The following is a 17,654-nucleotide window of genomic DNA, read 5'->3' as shown; positions in this document are numbered from 1 at the left end:
GGTCTGGCAAACCCTAGGAGGGCTGTTCCCCCGGCGTCGCGAGGATGGACGGAGTCGGGGAGGGAGATGGCAAGCACACCGACCCGTTGACCTTCACTGACTTCGGCGCATCCGTCTTGAAGTTCGGGTCGCGGTCACCGAGCACCACTTCGACCTCATGGTCGACGCGCTTGGGATCTGATTTCACGACCGCCCCCGGGAAATAACCGGCAACCAGCCCCACCTCGGGATTCTTGGCGTTCTGCCCGATGATGGTGACTGTCTTGACGCTCGGCTCACGGTTAGACACCGAATCGATAACGAACCCCACGTTGGCGAGCTGCTTGGACGCACTGCCAGCCAGGCCACGGGTGTGTCCCGAGTTGTACACCGAAACGGTGACCTTCTGGGTCGTCAGCTCGCCCTTGACGTCCTGATTGATGCAGGGGGTAAGAGGCGGCGGCGGAATGGGGGCACTCACGGCCTTCCACCCGGCGCGGATAGCCACCGCGATGAGAAGAACGAGGGCCAGCAGAGTTAACGGGGTCCCCGCCATCCTCAGATAATGGCGACGCTCATCGGAAGTCATGATGGCCGTCCAGGTCGAGGACACGAGCGTGGAGGGTCTGACGCTGTTGCAGTGCGGCACGCAGAGCGCGGTGCAGGCCATCCTCTAAGTAAAGGTCGCCATGCCAAGCCACGACGTGGGCGAAAAGGTCCCCGTAGAAGGTGGAGTCATCTTCGAGGAGATTCGCCAGGTCAAGAGTGCTCTTCGTTGTGACGAGCTGGTCCAGACGCACCTGGACGGGTGCTAATTGGGACCACCGCTTCTGCGTGTACCCGTGGTCAGGGTATGGGTGGGAGTCACCGACACGTTTGAAGATCACGGGACGATCCTACAAGCTCCTACCTTGTGGTCCTGGTAGGCGGGCCTAAGGGTACCTATCTGGAATGCTCTGATTTCAGCTGTTACGAGTTGCCGATCGCGGCGGGAAAGCGGCTACTGTGTCCCCGTCATATCTGTTCCACTTCGAGACGCGCCCGGTGGTGTTGCGCTAGTTGCGCAGCACGGTATGAAAAGCTGGGTAAAAAGTACGAGTATGCACGTACGTTCTAGCCCCCTAGCGAGAGGTCGATACATGGACATCAGCGCCATGGATCCCAAGGAGATCCCCGAACTGTTCGACGCTGAGGTCGTCGGATCGGATGGTGAGAAGGTCGGCACGATTCAGCAGATCTTTGCCGACGAGGTCACCGGAGCTGCGACCTTTGTGACCGTGCTTTCGGAGGGTCATGAGTACTTCATTCCGGTGCGAGGTGCCGATTACTCCACTAGTCAGGTCAATGTCCCGTTCAGTCGAGACCTCATCGAGGCCGCTCCCAAGGCTTCCGGGGAAGACGACCTTTCGCGCGACCGTGAGGCCGAGGTTTACGGACATTACGGTATGGAGCCTGCTCGTCGTTCTGGCTTGGAGATTAGCGATGACGACGTAGCCACCTCCCAGCCTGGGCGTGGTGCTGTGAGCGAGCCGGACGACATTGCCGAAGCTGATGTGGTTGATGACTCTGGGTCGGTTGTCGCTGAGCCTGAAGACGACGAGGCTAATCAAGACACCATCATCACTCCGATCGTCATCGCCGAGACTGGCTCTGACGAGGTTGTGCCGACTGCTGAGGGTACCGACGAGGATGAGGAGAACCATCCCGAGGCGCTCAGTGACGACCGCTCTGACGAGGAAACTCGCGTCGTCGAGCCCGTCGCGGCCATGGGATTGCCTGCCGGTGCCAAGCTGCGTCGCTACGTCGTCACGGACCTGGTGACCGTGCAGATTCCAGTTCGGCGTGAGGTGGTGTGCTGGGAGGACTCCGAGGGCAATATCCACGACTTCGACAAGGTTGAGGCACCCGAGGAAGCTAAGAAGGCTGGAGTTCCAGGCCAAGCGACCTGGTGGTTCAACGACGGGCCGGAGGCTCCGGCCGGCTGATGCCTTAGAGGTAATTGAACTAACGTGGGCCCCCGATCCGCCAAGGATCGGGGGCCCACGCTGTTACAGCCTGGCTGTGGTGGTCTATGTGGTGACCAGGTCAGGAGACCTTCTCATAGGTCACGTCGGCAACACCTGCGCTGGGCGACGAGATCTGAGAGAAGGCAGCCGGGGAGAGGTCAAGGCAGCGGCCAGAGACGTAAGGTCCACGGTCGTTGACGCGCACCACGACGGACTGCCCGTTGGCCTTGTTAGTGACCTTGAGGCGGGTGCCGAAAGCGTAGGTCTTGGAGGCAGCCGTCAGGGCCGACGAGCTGAAGGACTCACCGGAGGCGGTCTGGGAATCGTCGTAGAAGGAAGCCTTGCAGCTTCCGGCGACACCACTCGTGGAAACGTCGGAGGACGTGCTGCCGGTCGAACGGGTGGCCGAGCGGGAGGTGCTCGAGGAGTGATGTTCGACAGACTGCTTCGGCGTGGAGCTCTTCTCGCTGGAGGCCTCCCGATCAGCGGCCTTCTCCTGAGCAGCTTGGGCGGCAGCCTTCTTGGCCGCGGCAGCGCGCTGGTAGCCGGCCTTCGACTTGAGCAGGCCCAAGGTGACAGCGTCGGTTACGCCAGTCTGCTTGAGCGCGTTGGCCCGCTGGAACACCTTGACGGCGTTGGTGGTAGCCGGACCATAGGGTAGGCCGACCCACTTGGCCGGGAAGTAGCTGAGGGCCGATAGCTCGCGCTGGACGACCTTCGAGCGGGCATTGTGGTCGCCACGCTGGGCGTAGATGCCGACCGGACGGCTCACCTTAGTGATGTAGCGGGTGGCCACCCAGGCGGTCTTGCCGCGGTAGTTGACGGGAGTCCAGCCCTGGACATCCTCACCGATAATAAGGAGATTGTCACCGGGATGGATAAGCCCGTAGCGCTTGTATTCAGTGCTGTGCCCAGAGCGAACATTGAGGTGGGCGCGAGAACGTGCGAACTGAGTGATGTATGTCGTGGCGCGCTTGGCTTGCTTGGCTGGCGCCTTCTTGGTCTGCTGGGCGGGAGCCTTCTCGGCATGAGCCCCAGGGTTGCCGGTGGGGGCGGCGTGAGCCTCCTCGGCGATGGTGCCCATGACGGCGAGACTCGCCGCGGCGGTCAGGGCGACGGTGCGCTTGAGAGTCGTCCCGGCGTTGGTCGAGGTGTTGGTCATGTGATGTTCCTTCCGAGCGTTGCCGCAGGTTTGAGGGCTCGTTGAACTGTACGTGTTCCTGAGAGATTCTCAAAATCTGTTCAGTCTAGTTGAGTGAGTGTCATGTGACAGCTTCCGAAGGTAGCGCCACAGAATCCCCCTGACAAGGTGTAATGATAGATCAACAGATCTGGGTGCGGGGTGAAAAACTGAGAAAATACTGAGGGGTTGGTCTCGCCTCTTGGGTTCCGCGGCCGTGACGACGGCGACTTTAGGGAAGAGGATGAAGGCCGGGCCGACCTACGGGCGTCGGGACCTCATAGGCTGATCCCATGACGTGGAACCGCAACATTCCTGGCCTGCTGACCGACGACATTCGTCTGAGGGTCCCGCTGAATCACAGCAATCCCGACGACCTGCGCACTATCGAGGTGTACGCGCGTGTGGTGACCACCCCCAACGGCACCGACAAGCCCTACCTGGTCTTCCTGCAAGGCGGCCCGGGGTGTGAGTCTCCCCGCCCGACTCTGCATGACCCAGGGTTCCCCGGTTGGTTGTCGCGCGCGTTGGAGGACTACCAGCTCGTCTTGCTAGATCAGCGCGGTACGGGGTTGTCCTCTCCGGTGAGTGAGCCGGTGGGGGATGCTGCCAGTCAGGCCGAATACCTCACCCATCTTCGTGCCGACGAAATCGTCGAGGACTGTGAGGACATTCGTCGACATCTCGGTATTCAGAAGTGGGCAGCCTTGGGCCAGTCCTTCGGCGGATTCACGTTGCTCAGGTACTTGTCTACCTACCCGGAGTCGCTGTCGGCCGGGTACTTTACTGGTGGCCTGTCGGCGGTGGGGCGATCCGCTGACGATATCTACGCGGCTTGCTATGAGCAGCTGCATGCCAAGTCGTTGGAGTATTACAAGCGCTTCCCCGGGGACCGGGTGCGGTTCGCTGAGTTGGTGGCATTGGCGGAGAAAGGCGAGATCACCACCCCGAGTGGTGACGTCGTGTGCCCATCGCGGCTGCGGTCGCTAGGGCATCTGTTGGGAGCCTCGGGTGGGGCAGAAAAGCTGCATTACCTGCTGGAGTACCCGCACACTTCGCGGGCGTTCCGTCATGATCTGGCCGAGCTGCTGCCCTATGGCGGACGGAACCCGTTGTATGCCGTCATCCATGAGTCGTCCTATGCCGACGGTGTGGTCACCAACTGGTCGGCTGCCCGGATGCTGCCTAATGACTTCCGGGAGGACCCCACCTTGCTGACGGGTGAACACGTGATGCCGGAGTGGTTTGACACCGACCAAGAGTTGCGGCCCTGGAAGGAGGTTGCCAACCTCATTGCGAATCATCCGTGGCCGAAGCTGTACGACCCTGACGTGCTCAGGACTGCTGAGGTGCCTTGTGCTGCGGCGGTGTACCACGACGATGCATATGTGCCGCGCGAGTTCTCTGTCGAGACGGCGGCCCTGCTGCCACAGATGCACGCCTGGGTGACAACCGAATACGAGCACAACGGGTCGAACGCTTCGGGTGGGGCGGTGCTCGACCGCCTCATCAAGCTCGCAAAGGGCGAGATCGTCAGGTGAGACTGGGCTGGCTGGAGGCTGGCGGTGATCCGGACATAAGCACGAGCTGGGAGCGGATACTCCCCGCGTATATCGCCGACAATCCGGAGAACGGCCGCATTGACCTCGGCCTCCGACAGGAAAGGTAAATGACCATGAACGACATCCCAGAAGCTCACACCACGTGGTGCGACCCTGACGAGATCGGTGCCCCGCTCCCCGAGACTGACGAGGTGGAGGCCGATCCACAGACCGTGCAGATACCGCCCGCAGAGTCCTTCGAGGTGTTGCGTCGCGTCAGCGAGGAAGAGTTGCGAGCCCAAGAGCGAGGGGAGCAACTCGACCCGTTGGAGTCGGGACGGGCCGCGATCACCATTGCCCTGACCCCGCTATGCCAGCTTGAGGGCGCCGTCATGCTCGGCGTCAGCTTGCTGGAAGCCGCCGTCAAGCGGGTCGAGCACGTCGATGAGGACGCGGTTGAGGCTTATTTACCAGATTGGCTATTCGACCATGACAACCTCACTGCCGCCGATGTCCCTGGGCTGCTCGTCGAGCGGGTACATCGTGACCTGGCTGACCCGGTCGTCGTCTCCACCATGGGGGAGGAGGCGGTCGAACAGCTGCGCAGCGGCCTGTCGGCGATTCTTGCAGCACAGCGCCATGACGCCGCCGAGTTCGCCCACTATGTCAACCCTGACGTCGACCCCGAGTGGCTCATTGACGGCTGCCAGGAGATTTGCGTCGCTCTGGCTGCCCATGCCGCAACCATCGGCTGGCAGCGCCCTGAAGTTGATGTCTCCAACGTCTTTGCCAGCCTCGACATGGCGAGCGAGCCCGACCTCGTCCGCACCTTACTAAGGCAAGCCCAACAGTGATCGAACAGCTCGCGCACTGGATCGAGGAGTCGACGTCGACGGTGTTTTTCGGTGGCGCCGGAATGTCCACCGAGTCGGGCATTCCGGACTTTCGCTCGGCTGGCGGGCTTTACACCACTCAGCATGACCTGCCCTTCACTGCGGAGTACATGCTCAGCCACGACTGCTTGGTTGAGCATCCGGCGGAGTTCTTCAACTTTTACCGCACCTACCTCGTCTATCCCGAGGCCAGGCCCAACGCCGGTCACCGTGCCCTGGCTGCATTGGAACGGGCCGGGCACGTCTCAACGATCATCACCCAGAATATTGACGGCCTGCACCAAGAAGCGGGTTCTCGTCAGGTGATTGAGTTGCACGGTTCGGTGCACCGCAACCACTGCCTGGACTGTGAGCGCGCCCATCCACTGTCGGTGATCATGGACGCCCCTGGCATCCCGCGGTGCTCTTGTGGGGGGACGGTGCGTCCCGAGGTTGTTCTATACGAGGAATCCTTGCGGCGTCAGGACCTCGACGACGCTATTACCGCGATCACGACCGCCGACCTGCTCATCGTTGGAGGCACTTCGCTCAACGTTTACCCGGCCGCAGCCTTGTTGAGGTTCTTTCGCGGTCGTCACCTGGTTCTTATTAACCGTGAGGCGACCGGCTACGACCGGGCCGCGGATCTTGTCATCCATGATGGTTTGGGCAAGACGTTGTCAGCGGTTCAGCGTGCCGTTGTGTTCTGACTGGCGGCTTTGCGGAGTCCGCTGAAGGTTGCTGGGCGGCGGGCCTGGGCCTGTTGGACAGTGAACGGGCTACGTCTTCTGTAGGCCGGTCGATCAACCCATGCTCACGAATCGCGCCCGTGCCGGCCAAGGCGAAGCCAGCTTCGTCACCCACGGCACCTAGGGCCAGGCGCGTGACGCGCTGCCAGCCCGACCGCCACAGCCATAAAGCGGGTGTACCTGGAAGTCAGAGGAGCCGAGCTGGGGTTGGACTCTGCACCCATTTCAGCCGGGTACGTTGCCGGCTGGGCGAAGGAAGCAGACGGCGCCGCGATTGAAGCTGCCGCCGAGCACGTCGCGAAGACCTCCCACGCGATCGCCGAGGCGTTGCAGCTCACCGCACAGTGAGCCCCACGGGGCGACCGGCTCACCCCGACAGGGGAACCGTTCCCGCCGCCTGAATCTCCATACCCCTGATACGTACTACGCGGGGTCGAGGAGTGGACTCCCCCACCCTCGTGTAGTACACTGTACTACACAGTCATTGAGGATAGAGGTGACGTCATGAGTTTTTCGATCCGTTTAACCGACCATGAGCGCCGCTTAGCTGATTCCTACGCCCGCCTGCACTCGCAGTCCCTGAGTGAGGCTTTCAAGCAAGCCCTCTTCGACCGCATCGCCGACGAGTTCGATCTGCAAGTAGCCCGTGAGGCACTCACCGACTACGCCCGCGACAACTACCAGTCTCGCCCCATCAGCGAGCTATGGGACGAGTGTGACCTATGAGCTGGCAGATCGAAACCACGAGCCGGTTCGATAAAGAATTCAAAAAGCTAGACCGCTACACCCAAAAACTCATTCACGGCTGGATCACGAAAAACATCGACAACACCGACGATCCCCGCCGCCACGGCAAGCCCCTCACCGGTGATCTTTCCGGACTGTGGCGCTACCGCATCGGCGACTACCGCCTCATATGCACACTCAACGATGACCGCCTCATCATCCTTGCCCTGTCCATCGGTCACCGCCGCGACATCTACCGCTAAGCCCACACCACCCCCAACCACCACCAACCCGGTGCATAAATACACATACAGCTATACACCTATCATCATGTGCACCTATCTACCCTGCTGGGTGTCGGTGCCCTTGTGGGCGACATCCTCAAGCATCTAGCTCTCGTGCAAGGCACCACGGCATCAGTGGAGGGCTCACAGAAGCCAACTAAATTGTAAATAGGGGGTTGTCTTATATGTAAAGTGGGGCTATACTATAATGTATGAAGCCGCAGAAAACCAAGGACGTCCTCAAGCTGCTGCGTTCCCAGGGATGGGGCTATCTGCGTGACGCGAAAGGAAGTCATGAAATCTGGGGGAGGTCTAACGGGGCCGGGCGCGTATCGATACCAACAGGTCACCGGCTCATGTCCGCTGGTGTCCTGGCGCAGCTGGAGCGAGCAGGCGTGACGATTCCGAAGGAGTGGAAGTAATGAGCATGACAGCAGAAGCTGAGACGGTCTATGACGTGATCGCCCATCGTGAGGTCTCACCTGAGGCGAATTTCTGGGTATTCGAGATTCCGGTCCTCGGGGCGGTTGGGCAAGCAGTGAAGTTGGGTCAGGTCGCAGACGAGGCCCGCGGAATCATTACCGCCTGGGATGAGGATGGACCCAATGAGAAAGCGTTTAAGGTTCACGTTCGCTTGGATGGTGAGGCCGACGCCCGCCGCATGTGGGAAGAAGGTGAGGAGGAAGAGCGCCAAGCCCGGAAGGTGCTTGATCACGCGGCCGCACGCAAGCGTGAGGCCGTTACTCTGCTGAGGGTCGAGAAGAAATACAGCGCCAGCGACACCGCCCGCGTGCTTGGGGTGACCCGCCAAAGGGTTTACCAACTCACCCGCTGATACCCCTCTGAATACTTACCAGCTGCTCGAAAACCACCGTCTGTGGTCTCAGCTCGACCACGGTGACGAACTTGTCGTATGGAAACTAGACCGACTCGGCCGCTCCACCGCCCACCTCGTCCGACTCCTCGACGAGCTGGGCCAGCGCGGCGTGCAATTCCGGTCACTAACCGAACCGGCCATCGACACCACCACCGCCCAAGGTCGGTTACTCACATCGGTCATGGCGGCGATGGCCCAATTTGAACGTGATCTTATCCGTGAACGCACCGCGGCCGGACTTGCCGCCGCACGGACTCACGGAGCCCGACTCGGGCGACCCTGCACGATCACCGCCCACCAGGTCGAAATGATCACCCACTACCGGACTCAGGGCATGACTCAAGCCCAAATCGGTGACGCCTTGCGTATTCCCCGCACCACTATCGGCCGAATCCTGCGCAAAGAAATCATCGGACTACCTGCACCCACCCATACCCTCGTCAGCGAAGCCGGTCACGGTCGATAGTCGAGCCCGCAGAAGGCTTACCACGACGCCATCAGCGGCCCCGGTGTGGCGTCAAAACTGCCGCGCGACCCTGACGGGCCGCTTGCCCTCGAGACTCGTGGTCACCATGGGCGTAACCCCGGCACTCCCACACGACTCACAACGATGTATCGCCCCGTACATCCCCTCCAAGTCGGGTACAGGAAAATCAAGACACCATTATTAGTAATGTCACCGATTCAATGTATCTATGAGTGGTGTATCGAGACACCCAGCAGGAGGCTTCAGGGCTACGACGCTGGCCGGGCTGGTTGACCGCAGACCACTGGTGCCGGGCGTCGTCCAGATCATGGCCGGCGGCGTCGATGAGGGCGGTGGTGGCTTCGGCGCAGCATCGCCTGATCCACTCCGAACGTGACAGGCCAGCTGTCTCGGCGGCACTGTCATGCGCGCCAGGAGAGATTTCATGGGCGCTCATCTGTAGCCTCCAGATAGGCGTTGATGTAGCGCAGAGCCTGATCCGTCATGTCGATGGCGGCTGCCTCGGCAGACGACACAACGGGCTGTGGATGATAAGACCACCCAACATAGACGGCGAACATCAATTTCTCGACAGCTTTCATGAGGTCCCCGGCGGCAACCGCATCCGCCTCATCATCCGAGGAGAACCACTTCAGGTCTGAACGGCTGTACATAGCCCCTGGAACCTTGCACGATCCGAGTGAGTGCCAGCGTGTGGAGGCTGATCGAACGGGATGTGTCCCGGCAGGGCATGACCGTGTCTGCGTGGACTTGTCAAGCGTCACCCGTGAGGTCACCCAGACCCTCAAAGCCAGCTGAGGTCCAAGAGCCAGGGGCGCGTGGAGTCGTTGTGGGGCCGTGGTTTCCGTCGAGGCTGACGTGGGCCAGGTGCTCGAAAACGGCAGACCAGATGTGAGGCCTGCTGGCCGAGGTGCGAAAGTATCGAGATGCGCACTGGCTCGTGCTCAGACCGCAGAGGGAAAACTCGCCAAGTCCGACCTCGGACGTGCCCGACTTATCGACCAGAACCGGGCTTACCGGGCACAGTTGCGACACGATTTCTGGACATAGCACCCTGAGCCGGCGACCCGTTGCCCCTTCATGTGGTAATATCTTACTGCCTTTCGATTAAATCGACAGAAAGAAAAACAATGAATCTCATTTCATTCGTCTGCGCGTTTATTAATCCTCCGTTGAACATTAGCTCAATTTCTCTCTACTGATAAATTATATGAGCAAACGAGAAATTCTCCGCAGGGAACGAGAGCGCGAATCATTTAAGATGAAGCGCCGTAAGGTCACCTATCTTGCCGTGGGTGTACTGGCCCTCTCTCTTATCATCGTTGGTACGGTACTTGCTATTAATAAGTCCCGCCAGGGTCCTGCTGTAGAGACTTCCCAGGATACGATCTCTAAGGCGATTGTCTCCATTCCTAAAGGCGTTTATGATAAGGTTGGCCCCGGTTCTTCGGAGCTCCAGGTCACCAACATTGGGAATAAACCTGACAGGGACGGCAAGGTAAAGCTCTTTTATGTGGGGTCTGAGTTCTGCCCCTTTTGCGCGATGGAACGGCTTCCTCTCGCGGCAGCTTTGTCTCGATTCGGAACTTTCAGCGGGCTAAAAGACATCCTGTCAAGCCCGGCAGAAAAGGAACTTTCCAACATTCCTACGATTACTTTTAGGAACTACAAGTACAGCAGCAAGTATGTTGACTTGGACGCCTATGAGTTAGCCGATAGGGAAGGTCGACAAATAGCAAACTTGCCGGAATCTAAGCAAGATATATTTAGCAAGTACAACCCAGAACGAGGCATCCCTTTCTCCTACTGGGGCGACATCACCACATCGGGTCCCAGCTACATGCCTTGGATGGCGAGGGAAGATCCGAAAAACGTGGTAAAAGCTCTTTCTAATCCAAATTCAAAAGAAGCGCAGGCGATCGTAGGAGGGGCGAATCTCTTCACTGCCGAAATTTGCTCCAGGACTGGTAACAAACCTGCGAACGTCTGCACGTCGCCTGGCGTGAAGGCAGCAGCTAAAAAACTGAGGTGACCCGCAGCCTTGGTCTAGGCGCATGGCAAGACAAAACCCCTCCTGAGCAAGTCCAGTTCAGGAGGGGTTTCTGTGAGTGCAGGCTTGAGGCTGAGGGCGTGGTTCAGGCCGTGACCTCATCGCTTACGCGGTGTCTTGATCGGGTCGAGTCTCGAGCTGGTCACGAAGGGCGCGCTGGTAGGGGGTGTGGGGTCTTGACACGGATCTGGTGGGCTCCTGTGAGGGGTGTAGCTCCTGTGGGAGTTGCCTTACTGAGAGATCCCCCGGCTGTGGTGGCTGGGGGATCGTTGTATGTGGCCCGGGTTTTCCCCTCACAACACGCCGATACACGTATATACAGATACATCGATGCACATGTGTAATGATGTATTTATGCGTAGTATTTCTATTGTCAACACCAAGGGCGGGGTCGGGAAAACGACCACGGCGGTCTACCTAGCAACGGCCTTAGCCGCTCAGTACCGAGTCATCTTGCTTGACGCCGACCCGCAAGGATCGGCGACGTCATGGGCTACCGACGCTTTCGAAGCCGGTGACCAGTTGGACTTCGAGGTCCGCCCGGCTAATGCCCCCATTGTCAGGCGCTGCGGTGACATCGACGCCGACCTCGTCATCATCGACACTCCCCCCGGTGACTCTCAGACGATTACTGCAGCCCTCGACGTCGCCGATGTGGTCATCATCCCGACCGAGTCGGGGGACCTGGACATGGATCGGGCCTTGATGACCTATCAGGTGGCCCACGGCACGCGCCGGGCCTTGCTCTTCAACAAGGCCGATTGGACCAGGCAATACCGTGACGCCTATGAGGGGGCCGCCGCTGTCGAGGGTCTAGGCGTTCTCGACGCGGAAGTTCATCGACGGGTCGCCTATCGGCAAGCCATTGGAACCCGGCCAACAGATCTAGGAGAGTTCGCCCAGGTTGCCGCCCAGATCCAGGAGATGCTGAAGTGAGTAAGAACCGCAAACCCACCGCCGCCGACAAAGCCAGTCGTTACGCCGACCAAATGGCGGCAAGCCAGGGAGCCAGTGTCTCTGAAACCTTTCAGTCAGCCAAGACCCCGATCACCGCGTTCAATGTCAAGCTACCCACCGCCACCCACACGGCGTTGAAGATGAGGGCCGTCGCCGAACACACAACTATGAGTGACCTCCTCCGCAAGGCTCTGGAACACACCTACGGCTTCCCCTACGACCCTTACCAGTAAGGGGACGAGACACTAGGATACGAGGCCGGCGACGTGCTAGGTGCGTCGCCGGCCTCATTGGTGATCTGGGAGCGGCCTTGAGCTGTGTTAGTTACTGGGCCTGGTTGTCGTTGAGGTGGTCATAGGCTCCTGCGGCGTCCATCGTCTCCACGATGACCGCGGAGTAGCCTTGCCGCCAGCACCAGTTGAGGAAGGCGAGGCGCTCGTCAGTGGAGTCGATGGGCCACGGGTTGGTGCGTGGGTCGGCCCCTTCGAGGGCAGCCTGTGTTCCGGCTGCTTGGGCTTGGGCGATGTCGTCGAGGGTTGCGGGTAATTGTTGGGTCATGTCCACCACGTTTCGTTGTGTGCGTTGGCCCGAGACTGGCCGTACTCGTCGTCTCGGAGCTGACGGAAGGCCTCACGGCTGAGGCGGGGGCTGATTGAGTCCCAGTATTCGCGCAGCTCGTCGGAGGCGTAGGCCTGGGCCATGATGTGGTTAGACCACAAGGATTCGTTGGTCAGTCCGTGGAGTTGCTTGGTGCGACCGTGAGGGTTGACGAGGTTGCCGCAGGTGTGTTCCTCGGTTTGTAGGATCTCGCCTTGCAGCCAGGTCTGATAGTCGGCATCAAGGGCTTTTTCACGTTCCCTGACGGTCATAAGGCCTTGGCGGGCCATCGGGTGAGTGCGAGGGTCGTGAGGGTCTATATAGCGGCGGATTTCACGGCGCTGGGCGGTCGTTAAGTTTTTCCAGCGCCTGTGTTCTTCGTACTCGATGTGGTCGGGATCCATGGCGTCGCGCCGGTCTAGTTCGGCACACAAAACCATGGCGGCAGGAACATCATCGGCTTCCAGGGCCTCAGCGGAGCGGTGTTCGAGCTGCTCGTAAGGCATGGTGTCGAGAGCGGTAGGGGCATACTCGCTGATTCGTGAGATAACCGGCGGAACCTCGGGAAACACCTCTATTGCCATCCCGGCCGCCTGCTTCCATACCTCCATATGTCGACAGAATGTAGCCCGGGAGCGTTCCAGACCAGGACTGTTCCCGGTTCGGGCTGCCTCAGTAGCTGTTCGGGCGGATCGGCTCATCATCACCGAAGCGTTGTGCTTAATCCGTTGGGACTCACTGCACCGGCACCGCCGTCGGGTCGTACCCGCAGACTCCATCCCTGATCTGCACACGAGAACCTCCTATCCGGGGGCATCTCGTCTCCCTGTCCTCCTATGGTCCGGTAGTCCAGCCTGCTTATCCAACAGTGCGTGTCGGGTCCGACCCCCGGACCTGTTGAATGACGATAATGCGAGAAAAAGAGAAAAGAACATACAGACTATAGATATGAATCTGTCGGGGATGAGCTGAGCGCGGCAAGGGTCCAGGAGGTGGGGGTAGGTGGAGACGCCGGTGAGGTGGATGAGCCCGCATAGGGAGTTCCATCGGGCGGAGTCGTGCTCTCCTGGTAAGGGCACCGGTGCCCTAGGAGTTGGTTCGTGGTCATTCCACTAGCTGGGAGCGCTACTTGCCGTGGACTCTGTGAGTAGATACAGCTAGATGTATGTGTTGCTAGATGTATGTGTATCTGTGTATCGATCCGGTTTTCTATCGAGGGCAGTAGTGAGGATTCGTGCTTATCGGTAGACACCGCGACGGTGACCGACCGAAATAGCTAGGATAATGAAATCTTCATCCCTGAGCTTGCAGATGAGACGATAGTCACCGATACGATATCGCCACAGCCCAGAAAGATCACCGGTGAGAGGTTTGCCAAACTGGCGAGGGTCAGTGGTGGCGCTGATATTTTTCGTAATCCAACCGTGAATGAGTTTCTGAGTGTAGCGGTCAAGCTTTTTAAATTCCTTATCAAATTTTCTGGTAGTTTCTATCTGCCAGTTCATAGGTTACACTCGTCCCATAGTTCGCTGATAGGGCGGGAGCGGTGGCCATCTTTGGCGTAGTCGATGAGTGCTTCACGTGCTATCTGGAGATCAAACTCGTCTTCGATGCGGTCAAAAAGGGCCTTCTTAAAGGCCTCGCTTAGGGATTGCGAGTGAAGACGGGCATAGGAATCAGCAAGGCGGCGCTCTTCATCGGTTAAACGGATAGAAAAAGCCATGATGTCACCTCTTGGCGGCCATTCTTAAACACTGCGTAAGACATCGTACTACACAGGTCTTGTGTCGTCGACCCGGCGTTGGCTAGATGGGGCTAGTTATGCGGCGGCTTTGCTGGTGGTCGTGTCACTGTTGGGTGGGCGATCAATGGGTGCCGCGGATGAAGTCCTATGCCAGGGAGTTACCTCGACGACGATCACGGTAAGCGTAAGGGTGTAGCCGAGGGTAGGGGGGACGAGACACTTCCTGCGTCCGGGGGCGGCCGGGGTTAGCCGGTCGCCCCCGATAGGCTCACTCGGTAACCAGGCTTAACGCCTCGGCGATAGCGTGGGCGGTGTTAGCGACGTGCTCAGCGGTGGTCTCGATGACGTGGGCATCTGCCTGAGCTGTCCACCCCACAGTGGCAGTGGCGGCCTATCCCATGTCCGTGGTGGGTCGTTTTGCTCCGATAGTGGGGCTCATGGAGTGACTTCGAAGGGCACGACTCTGACCTGCAAAATGGCCAAAGATGGTCGTCTTAGGTGGAAAAAATAAAGTGCTCTCTGCTGCCTCACCTCGCTGCTGGGAGAGTCCGTGGTGACCTCCGGTATCTGTTCCGCCCCGGTTGGTGTCGACTGACTGTGCTGGTGCTGTCGTTACGGGTGACGGCGGCGTCATAGGAGTTGATCATGAGTGCCGGTGCGGACCAGGGTGAGGGTGTTGTCGTTGTCGATGGTGTAAAGGAGGAGCCAGTCGGATACGATATGCAGTTCACGGTAGTCCGCGAGGCTGCCTGTGAGTTGGTGGTCGCGGTGCTGTTTGAGCCAGTCGGTGCGACGCTCAGCGACGGCCCGGATTGCGGTTTTGAGCTTGTCCATGTCGTAATGCTTGTTTTTGAACCGCTTCACGTCGCGTAGGAAGGCTGGCCGGTAGGCAATCGTGCGCTCACACATGGTCGATGAGGTCCATGAGCTCGTCGATGTCTCGGACTGGGATGGGGGGCTCGGATTCCGCTTCACGGATCGCGTCGGCGTAAGGGGTGATGCTGGGCTGGAAAGGTAGTCTCTGGTCGCTGACGATCTGGGTGAGGAACATGTTGATTGCAGTGGGCATGTCTATACCCATCCGGTCAAGGGTTTTTGTGGCACGTTCCTTGAGCTGGCTGTTGGTGCGTACCTGGACCCGTGTATTCAGTTCCATCATCGTCTCCTTCGCCTGTGAGTCGTTTGTACCTCTATTGTCTCAATTTGGGGTGCTTGGGGCAAGGCTTCTCACGGTTTACCCTCTGGGGTTCGCCTGGGGTTTAGGGTGTGGGTGTTAGAAGATTTCCCATGAGTTGGTGGTGCTGTCGTAGTAGATGCCGTTGTCGGAGTCGTCGTTTCGGTTGACTAGCCAGCCGATAGTAAGGGAGTTGGTCCATTGGGGGGTATTGAGGAATTCGGAAAGTTGGATGCGGTGTAGATCGGGTTGGGCGTCGAGCCAACGGATTCCGGCTGCTTCGTCCACCTTTTCTAGTGCTGTCTGATCCCGAACAGCGCGCCGCCTACGATGCCGCCCTAGCGGGGGAGGACGCCTCTGACCAGGAGGCCCTTGACGACACAGTGGACGTCGACCCCCTCGCCGAGTGGCCTTGGTGTGTCCCCTTCCTCGAGGCCACCCCACGACTGCGCCACCCGCGCCCCGGCATAGTTGAGTCTGTCGTCGTGGCCGCCGCCGGGATCATGGCCGGCATCGGCTGGCACGAGCTATTGGAATCACTTGTCGTAGCCCCGGGGTTCGTGGGGTCGTGGTGGGTGACCTCGGTTCCACTGGTTGTGGCAGTGACATGGCTCGGCGCGATCACGGGGATTTGCGCCATCATGGCCGGGCTCGTCTGGTTGGGATGGGGTCTGATCGGTGGTGCGGCCTTGTGGGGTCAGCCGTGGGTGGTCACTGCGATAGCAACCGGGTGGGTGGCCTGGCCTGCCGGGCAGATATGGGCAAGCAACATGATTGACATGCCCAAGGGCGCGCCTTCGGCGAGCACCGGCGGGGCCCCGGCCCCGCCGGTGCTCGCTGCGCTGCGCCCGGCAGGGCCCGCCCCACCTTGCGCGCCTCTTCCGTGACGTCCTTTGGCGTAGGCCAATGCAAGCTGATGGCGTTGGGCCGGGGGCAGTGTTGCGGACATGAGGATGACAGGTGTGCGGTAGGCGCCGAGCCATTCGAGGACGACCTTGAGGTACTCGCGCATGTAGACGTCGGCCGCATGCACCTCGTCGATGATGACGACCTTGCTCGCCAGGCCAAGGTGGCGCAACACCACATGCTTGGCTTTGAGACCAGTGAACAGTGCCTGGTCGATCGTGCCGACGACGTGGTTGGCAAGAATGGCGCGCTTGCGGCCGAGGAACCACTCGTGGACCACTGCGGACGCCTCGTGCTGAGTGGTGGCAGCGTCGTCGTAGACGGCCATAGCCGCATTCCACGGCATGAGCTGCTGGTACTCCTCGTTGAGCGCAACCTTCGAATGGGCAAGGGTGATGCTGGACCGGTTCTTGGCTGGCACCGCGTTCAGCCATTCCCGAACTCGACTGAACATGGGGTTGGATGTGGCCATTGTGGGAAGGCCGAAGAAGACGCCCCCGAGTCCGGACCTGCGGGCGAGCACCTCGGCACACATGAGGGCCGCCTCTGTTTTTCCTAGCCCCATAGGAGCCTCGATGATGAGCAGACCCGGCTCAGTCATGGCGTTAGCTGCCTTGATGGCTGCGATCTGCATGGCATTGGGTTCGCCGCGGCGGATCGAGGGGAAACTTCGTTGGAAGACGTCGGTGGTGTCGTCCGGTCCGGGTAGCGGTTGCCATGAGTGGGGGAGTCGGAGCTGGGTGACGGCGCGGCGGACGCGATCGGGTGTCGATTCCGTCGAGTCGTATGGGAAGAGGCGTTCGGAGCTGGCGATCCAGTCGGCCATGATCACGAGTGCCTCTGACAGTACTTGGGCCTGAATCGGAATCGGGGAGCTCATCCAGGCCGGAAGGGACTCGTCGGCGCCGGTGTGCGACGCCACGGTGTCGAGGACCTCATCGCGGGTGGCCTTCCAGAGATGGTCCTCGCGAGCCAGCGACAGCTCGACCTTCTCTACGTCGGCGAACGTTGGGTTTGTGCCGTGGTGACCACCGACGATGGATGCGATGTTGCGGGCACAGCGGCGTGCCCTGGGGGCGCCGGGGTAACGGCTCAGTAGCCAGCTGGTGAGGTGAGTCTGGCCTAGCACACCGTGGGGAATCGGTCTGTCGGGCTTCCCAATGACGAAGCCCTGGCGTTCCATCTGGTCGCACAGGTAACCAGTCGACGTTCCGTTAGTGCGGGGCAATCGTGCCTTGAAGGCGAAGTCGGCGCTGATCTTGCCGACGTCATGGATTCCGGCCATGAAGCATAGGAATGCTTGGGCGGCCTGCTCCCCGCCAAGACCGTCGGCCAAGAGCGATCGGATGGATTGCGGTTGGAGTCTCCAAACTTCGGCCATGACTCCGGCAGCATCTTCGAGGTGCTGGACGACCGGGAGCCAATCTCCTGACTCGTTGGTCTTGCCCCAACAGGATTGCGCCGGCGCGGACCAGGTGTTGAGCATTGTCGCTTCCTCGCAGTGGACGTTGACAGATGGTGTGCG

At 60.0% G+C, this 17,654-nt stretch carries 27 protein-coding genes; 14 read left to right on the top strand and 13 right to left on the bottom strand.

Going from position 1 to position 17,654, the window contains the following annotated elements; all coding sequences use genetic code 11:
• Nucleotides 1–13: 13 nt before the first annotated feature.
• Complete coding sequence (locus A5483_RS10410; protein WP_002549145.1) at nt 14–568, bottom strand: LytR C-terminal domain-containing protein; 555 nt, start codon at nt 566–568, stop codon at nt 14–16.
• Nucleotides 555–866 carry a type II toxin-antitoxin system VapB family antitoxin gene (locus A5483_RS10405; RefSeq protein ID WP_002549097.1) on the bottom strand — a complete coding sequence of 104 codons (312 nt, stop codon included), beginning with the start codon at nt 864–866 and terminating at the stop codon, nt 555–557. The genes A5483_RS10410 and A5483_RS10405 overlap by 14 nt, the downstream gene beginning before the upstream one ends.
• Nucleotides 867–1,118: 252 nt before the next feature.
• On the opposite strand from A5483_RS10405, the gene A5483_RS10400 reads away from it, so the two are divergent.
• Nucleotides 1,119–1,964, top strand: coding sequence for a PRC-barrel domain-containing protein (locus A5483_RS10400; protein ID WP_002549156.1), 846 nt, complete (start codon nt 1,119–1,121; stop codon nt 1,962–1,964).
• Between the two features lie 100 nt (nt 1,965–2,064).
• Here A5483_RS10400 and A5483_RS10395 read toward each other — a convergent pair whose 3' ends face one another.
• Nucleotides 2,065–3,147: a septal ring lytic transglycosylase RlpA family protein gene (locus A5483_RS10395; RefSeq protein WP_002549087.1), complete on the bottom strand. Its 1,083-nt coding sequence runs from the start codon at nt 3,145–3,147 to the stop codon at nt 2,065–2,067.
• Between the two features lie 311 nt (nt 3,148–3,458).
• Here A5483_RS10395 and A5483_RS10390 point away from each other — a divergent pair, with 311 nt between their 5' ends.
• The 9 genes from A5483_RS10390 (at nt 3,459) to A5483_RS12565 (ending at nt 8,680) form a co-directional block, all read left to right on the top strand.
• Nucleotides 3,459–4,706 carry an alpha/beta fold hydrolase gene (locus A5483_RS10390; protein WP_002549188.1) on the top strand — a complete coding sequence of 416 codons (1,248 nt, stop codon included), beginning with the start codon at nt 3,459–3,461 and terminating at the stop codon, nt 4,704–4,706.
• A 128-nt stretch (nt 4,707–4,834) separates the two neighbouring features.
• Nucleotides 4,835–5,560: a hypothetical protein gene (locus tag A5483_RS10385; RefSeq protein ID WP_042842782.1), complete on the top strand. Its 726-nt coding sequence runs from the start codon at nt 4,835–4,837 to the stop codon at nt 5,558–5,560.
• Nucleotides 5,557–6,288 carry an NAD-dependent protein deacylase gene (locus A5483_RS10380; RefSeq protein WP_063811779.1) on the top strand — a complete coding sequence of 244 codons (732 nt, stop codon included), beginning with the start codon at nt 5,557–5,559 and terminating at the stop codon, nt 6,286–6,288. The genes A5483_RS10385 and A5483_RS10380 overlap by 4 nt, the downstream gene beginning before the upstream one ends.
• A gap of 246 nt (nt 6,289–6,534) precedes the next feature.
• On the top strand, nt 6,535–6,675 hold the full coding sequence (locus A5483_RS12180) for a hypothetical protein (protein WP_002520162.1): 141 nt from the start codon (nt 6,535–6,537) through the stop codon (nt 6,673–6,675).
• Between the two features lie 156 nt (nt 6,676–6,831).
• Nucleotides 6,832–7,053, top strand: a complete 222-nt coding sequence (gene relB, locus A5483_RS10375; RefSeq protein ID WP_002520161.1) for a type II toxin-antitoxin system RelB family antitoxin — start codon at nt 6,832–6,834, stop codon at nt 7,051–7,053.
• Nucleotides 7,050–7,316, top strand: a complete 267-nt coding sequence (locus tag A5483_RS10370) for a type II toxin-antitoxin system RelE family toxin (RefSeq protein WP_002542728.1) — start codon at nt 7,050–7,052, stop codon at nt 7,314–7,316. The genes relB (A5483_RS10375) and A5483_RS10370 overlap by 4 nt, the downstream gene beginning before the upstream one ends.
• Before the next feature lie 233 nt (nt 7,317–7,549).
• Entirely contained in the window at nt 7,550–7,759 is a 210-nt protein-coding gene (locus A5483_RS10365; protein ID WP_063811778.1) for a type II toxin-antitoxin system HicA family toxin, read from the top strand.
• Nucleotides 7,759–8,172: a hypothetical protein gene (locus A5483_RS12055; RefSeq protein WP_063811777.1), complete on the top strand. Its 414-nt coding sequence runs from the start codon at nt 7,759–7,761 to the stop codon at nt 8,170–8,172. Before A5483_RS10365 ends, A5483_RS12055 begins: the two co-directional genes overlap by 1 nt.
• A gap of 7 nt (nt 8,173–8,179) precedes the next feature.
• Complete coding sequence (locus A5483_RS12565; RefSeq protein ID WP_108773301.1) at nt 8,180–8,680, top strand: recombinase family protein; 501 nt, start codon at nt 8,180–8,182, stop codon at nt 8,678–8,680.
• 187 nt (nt 8,681–8,867) lie between these two features.
• Here the strand turns inward: A5483_RS12565 and A5483_RS10350 are convergent, their stop codons facing one another.
• Both A5483_RS10350 and A5483_RS12050 read right to left on the bottom strand, forming a co-directional pair.
• A complete protein-coding gene (locus tag A5483_RS10350) occupies nt 8,868–9,137 on the bottom strand; it encodes a hypothetical protein (protein WP_241497712.1) in 270 nt (89 codons plus the stop codon).
• Nucleotides 9,124–9,354, bottom strand: coding sequence for a hypothetical protein (locus A5483_RS12050; protein WP_002520285.1), 231 nt, complete (start codon nt 9,352–9,354; stop codon nt 9,124–9,126). Before A5483_RS12050 ends, A5483_RS10350 begins: the two co-directional genes overlap by 14 nt.
• A 184-nt stretch (nt 9,355–9,538) precedes the next feature.
• Between A5483_RS12050 and A5483_RS11680 the strand changes: the two genes are divergently transcribed.
• From A5483_RS11680 to A5483_RS10330, 4 genes are all read left to right on the top strand, one after another.
• On the top strand, nt 9,539–9,751 hold the full coding sequence (locus A5483_RS11680) for a hypothetical protein (RefSeq protein ID WP_002516836.1): 213 nt from the start codon (nt 9,539–9,541) through the stop codon (nt 9,749–9,751).
• A 160-nt stretch (nt 9,752–9,911) separates the two neighbouring features.
• Nucleotides 9,912–10,733 carry a DUF929 family protein gene (locus A5483_RS10340; RefSeq protein ID WP_063811775.1) on the top strand — a complete coding sequence of 274 codons (822 nt, stop codon included), beginning with the start codon at nt 9,912–9,914 and terminating at the stop codon, nt 10,731–10,733.
• Nucleotides 10,734–11,081: 348 nt separating this feature from the next.
• Complete coding sequence (locus A5483_RS10335; protein WP_063811774.1) at nt 11,082–11,687, top strand: ParA family protein; 606 nt, start codon at nt 11,082–11,084, stop codon at nt 11,685–11,687.
• Nucleotides 11,684–11,941 (top strand): hypothetical protein, encoded by a 258-nt coding sequence (locus A5483_RS10330; protein ID WP_063811773.1) that lies wholly within the window; start codon nt 11,684–11,686, stop codon nt 11,939–11,941. The genes A5483_RS10335 and A5483_RS10330 overlap by 4 nt, the downstream gene beginning before the upstream one ends.
• 91 nt (nt 11,942–12,032) lie before the next feature.
• On the opposite strand, the gene A5483_RS10325 is transcribed toward A5483_RS10330, so the two are convergent.
• The 8 genes from A5483_RS10325 to A5483_RS10285 all read right to left on the bottom strand — a co-directional run bounded on the left by A5483_RS10325 (nt 12,033) and on the right by A5483_RS10285 (nt 17,615).
• Complete coding sequence (locus A5483_RS10325; RefSeq protein WP_241497711.1) at nt 12,033–12,266, bottom strand: hypothetical protein; 234 nt, start codon at nt 12,264–12,266, stop codon at nt 12,033–12,035.
• Entirely contained in the window at nt 12,263–12,889 is a 627-nt protein-coding gene (locus A5483_RS10320; protein ID WP_161485345.1) for a hypothetical protein, read from the bottom strand. The genes A5483_RS10325 and A5483_RS10320 overlap by 4 nt, the downstream gene beginning before the upstream one ends.
• A 654-nt stretch (nt 12,890–13,543) precedes the next feature.
• Nucleotides 13,544–13,810, bottom strand: coding sequence for a type II toxin-antitoxin system RelE family toxin (locus A5483_RS10315; RefSeq protein WP_002549047.1), 267 nt, complete (start codon nt 13,808–13,810; stop codon nt 13,544–13,546).
• A complete protein-coding gene (relB, locus tag A5483_RS10310; RefSeq protein WP_002549137.1) occupies nt 13,807–14,028 on the bottom strand; it encodes a type II toxin-antitoxin system RelB family antitoxin in 222 nt (73 codons plus the stop codon). Before relB (A5483_RS10310) ends, A5483_RS10315 begins: the two co-directional genes overlap by 4 nt.
• A 651-nt stretch (nt 14,029–14,679) precedes the next feature.
• Nucleotides 14,680–14,958: a type II toxin-antitoxin system RelE/ParE family toxin gene (locus A5483_RS10305; protein ID WP_002549144.1), complete on the bottom strand. Its 279-nt coding sequence runs from the start codon at nt 14,956–14,958 to the stop codon at nt 14,680–14,682.
• Entirely contained in the window at nt 14,951–15,205 is a 255-nt protein-coding gene (locus A5483_RS10300) for a type II toxin-antitoxin system RelB/DinJ family antitoxin (protein WP_042842777.1), read from the bottom strand. The genes A5483_RS10305 and A5483_RS10300 overlap by 8 nt, the downstream gene beginning before the upstream one ends.
• 117 nt (nt 15,206–15,322) lie before the next feature.
• Complete coding sequence (locus A5483_RS10295) at nt 15,323–15,511, bottom strand: hypothetical protein (RefSeq protein ID WP_002549203.1); 189 nt, start codon at nt 15,509–15,511, stop codon at nt 15,323–15,325.
• Nucleotides 15,512–15,920: 409 nt separating this feature from the next.
• Complete coding sequence (locus A5483_RS10285) at nt 15,921–17,615, bottom strand: CRISPR-associated endonuclease Cas3'' (RefSeq protein WP_241497709.1); 1,695 nt, start codon at nt 17,613–17,615, stop codon at nt 15,921–15,923.
• Nucleotides 17,616–17,654: the final 39 nt, after the last annotated feature.

Origin of the sequence: Cutibacterium namnetense, from assembly GCF_001642025.1 — a bacterium.
GTDB lineage: Bacteria > Actinomycetota > Actinomycetes > Propionibacteriales > Propionibacteriaceae > Cutibacterium > Cutibacterium namnetense.
The sequence above is the reverse complement of the archived record's forward strand: the minus strand, read 5'-3'. Positions and strand labels throughout refer to the sequence as shown.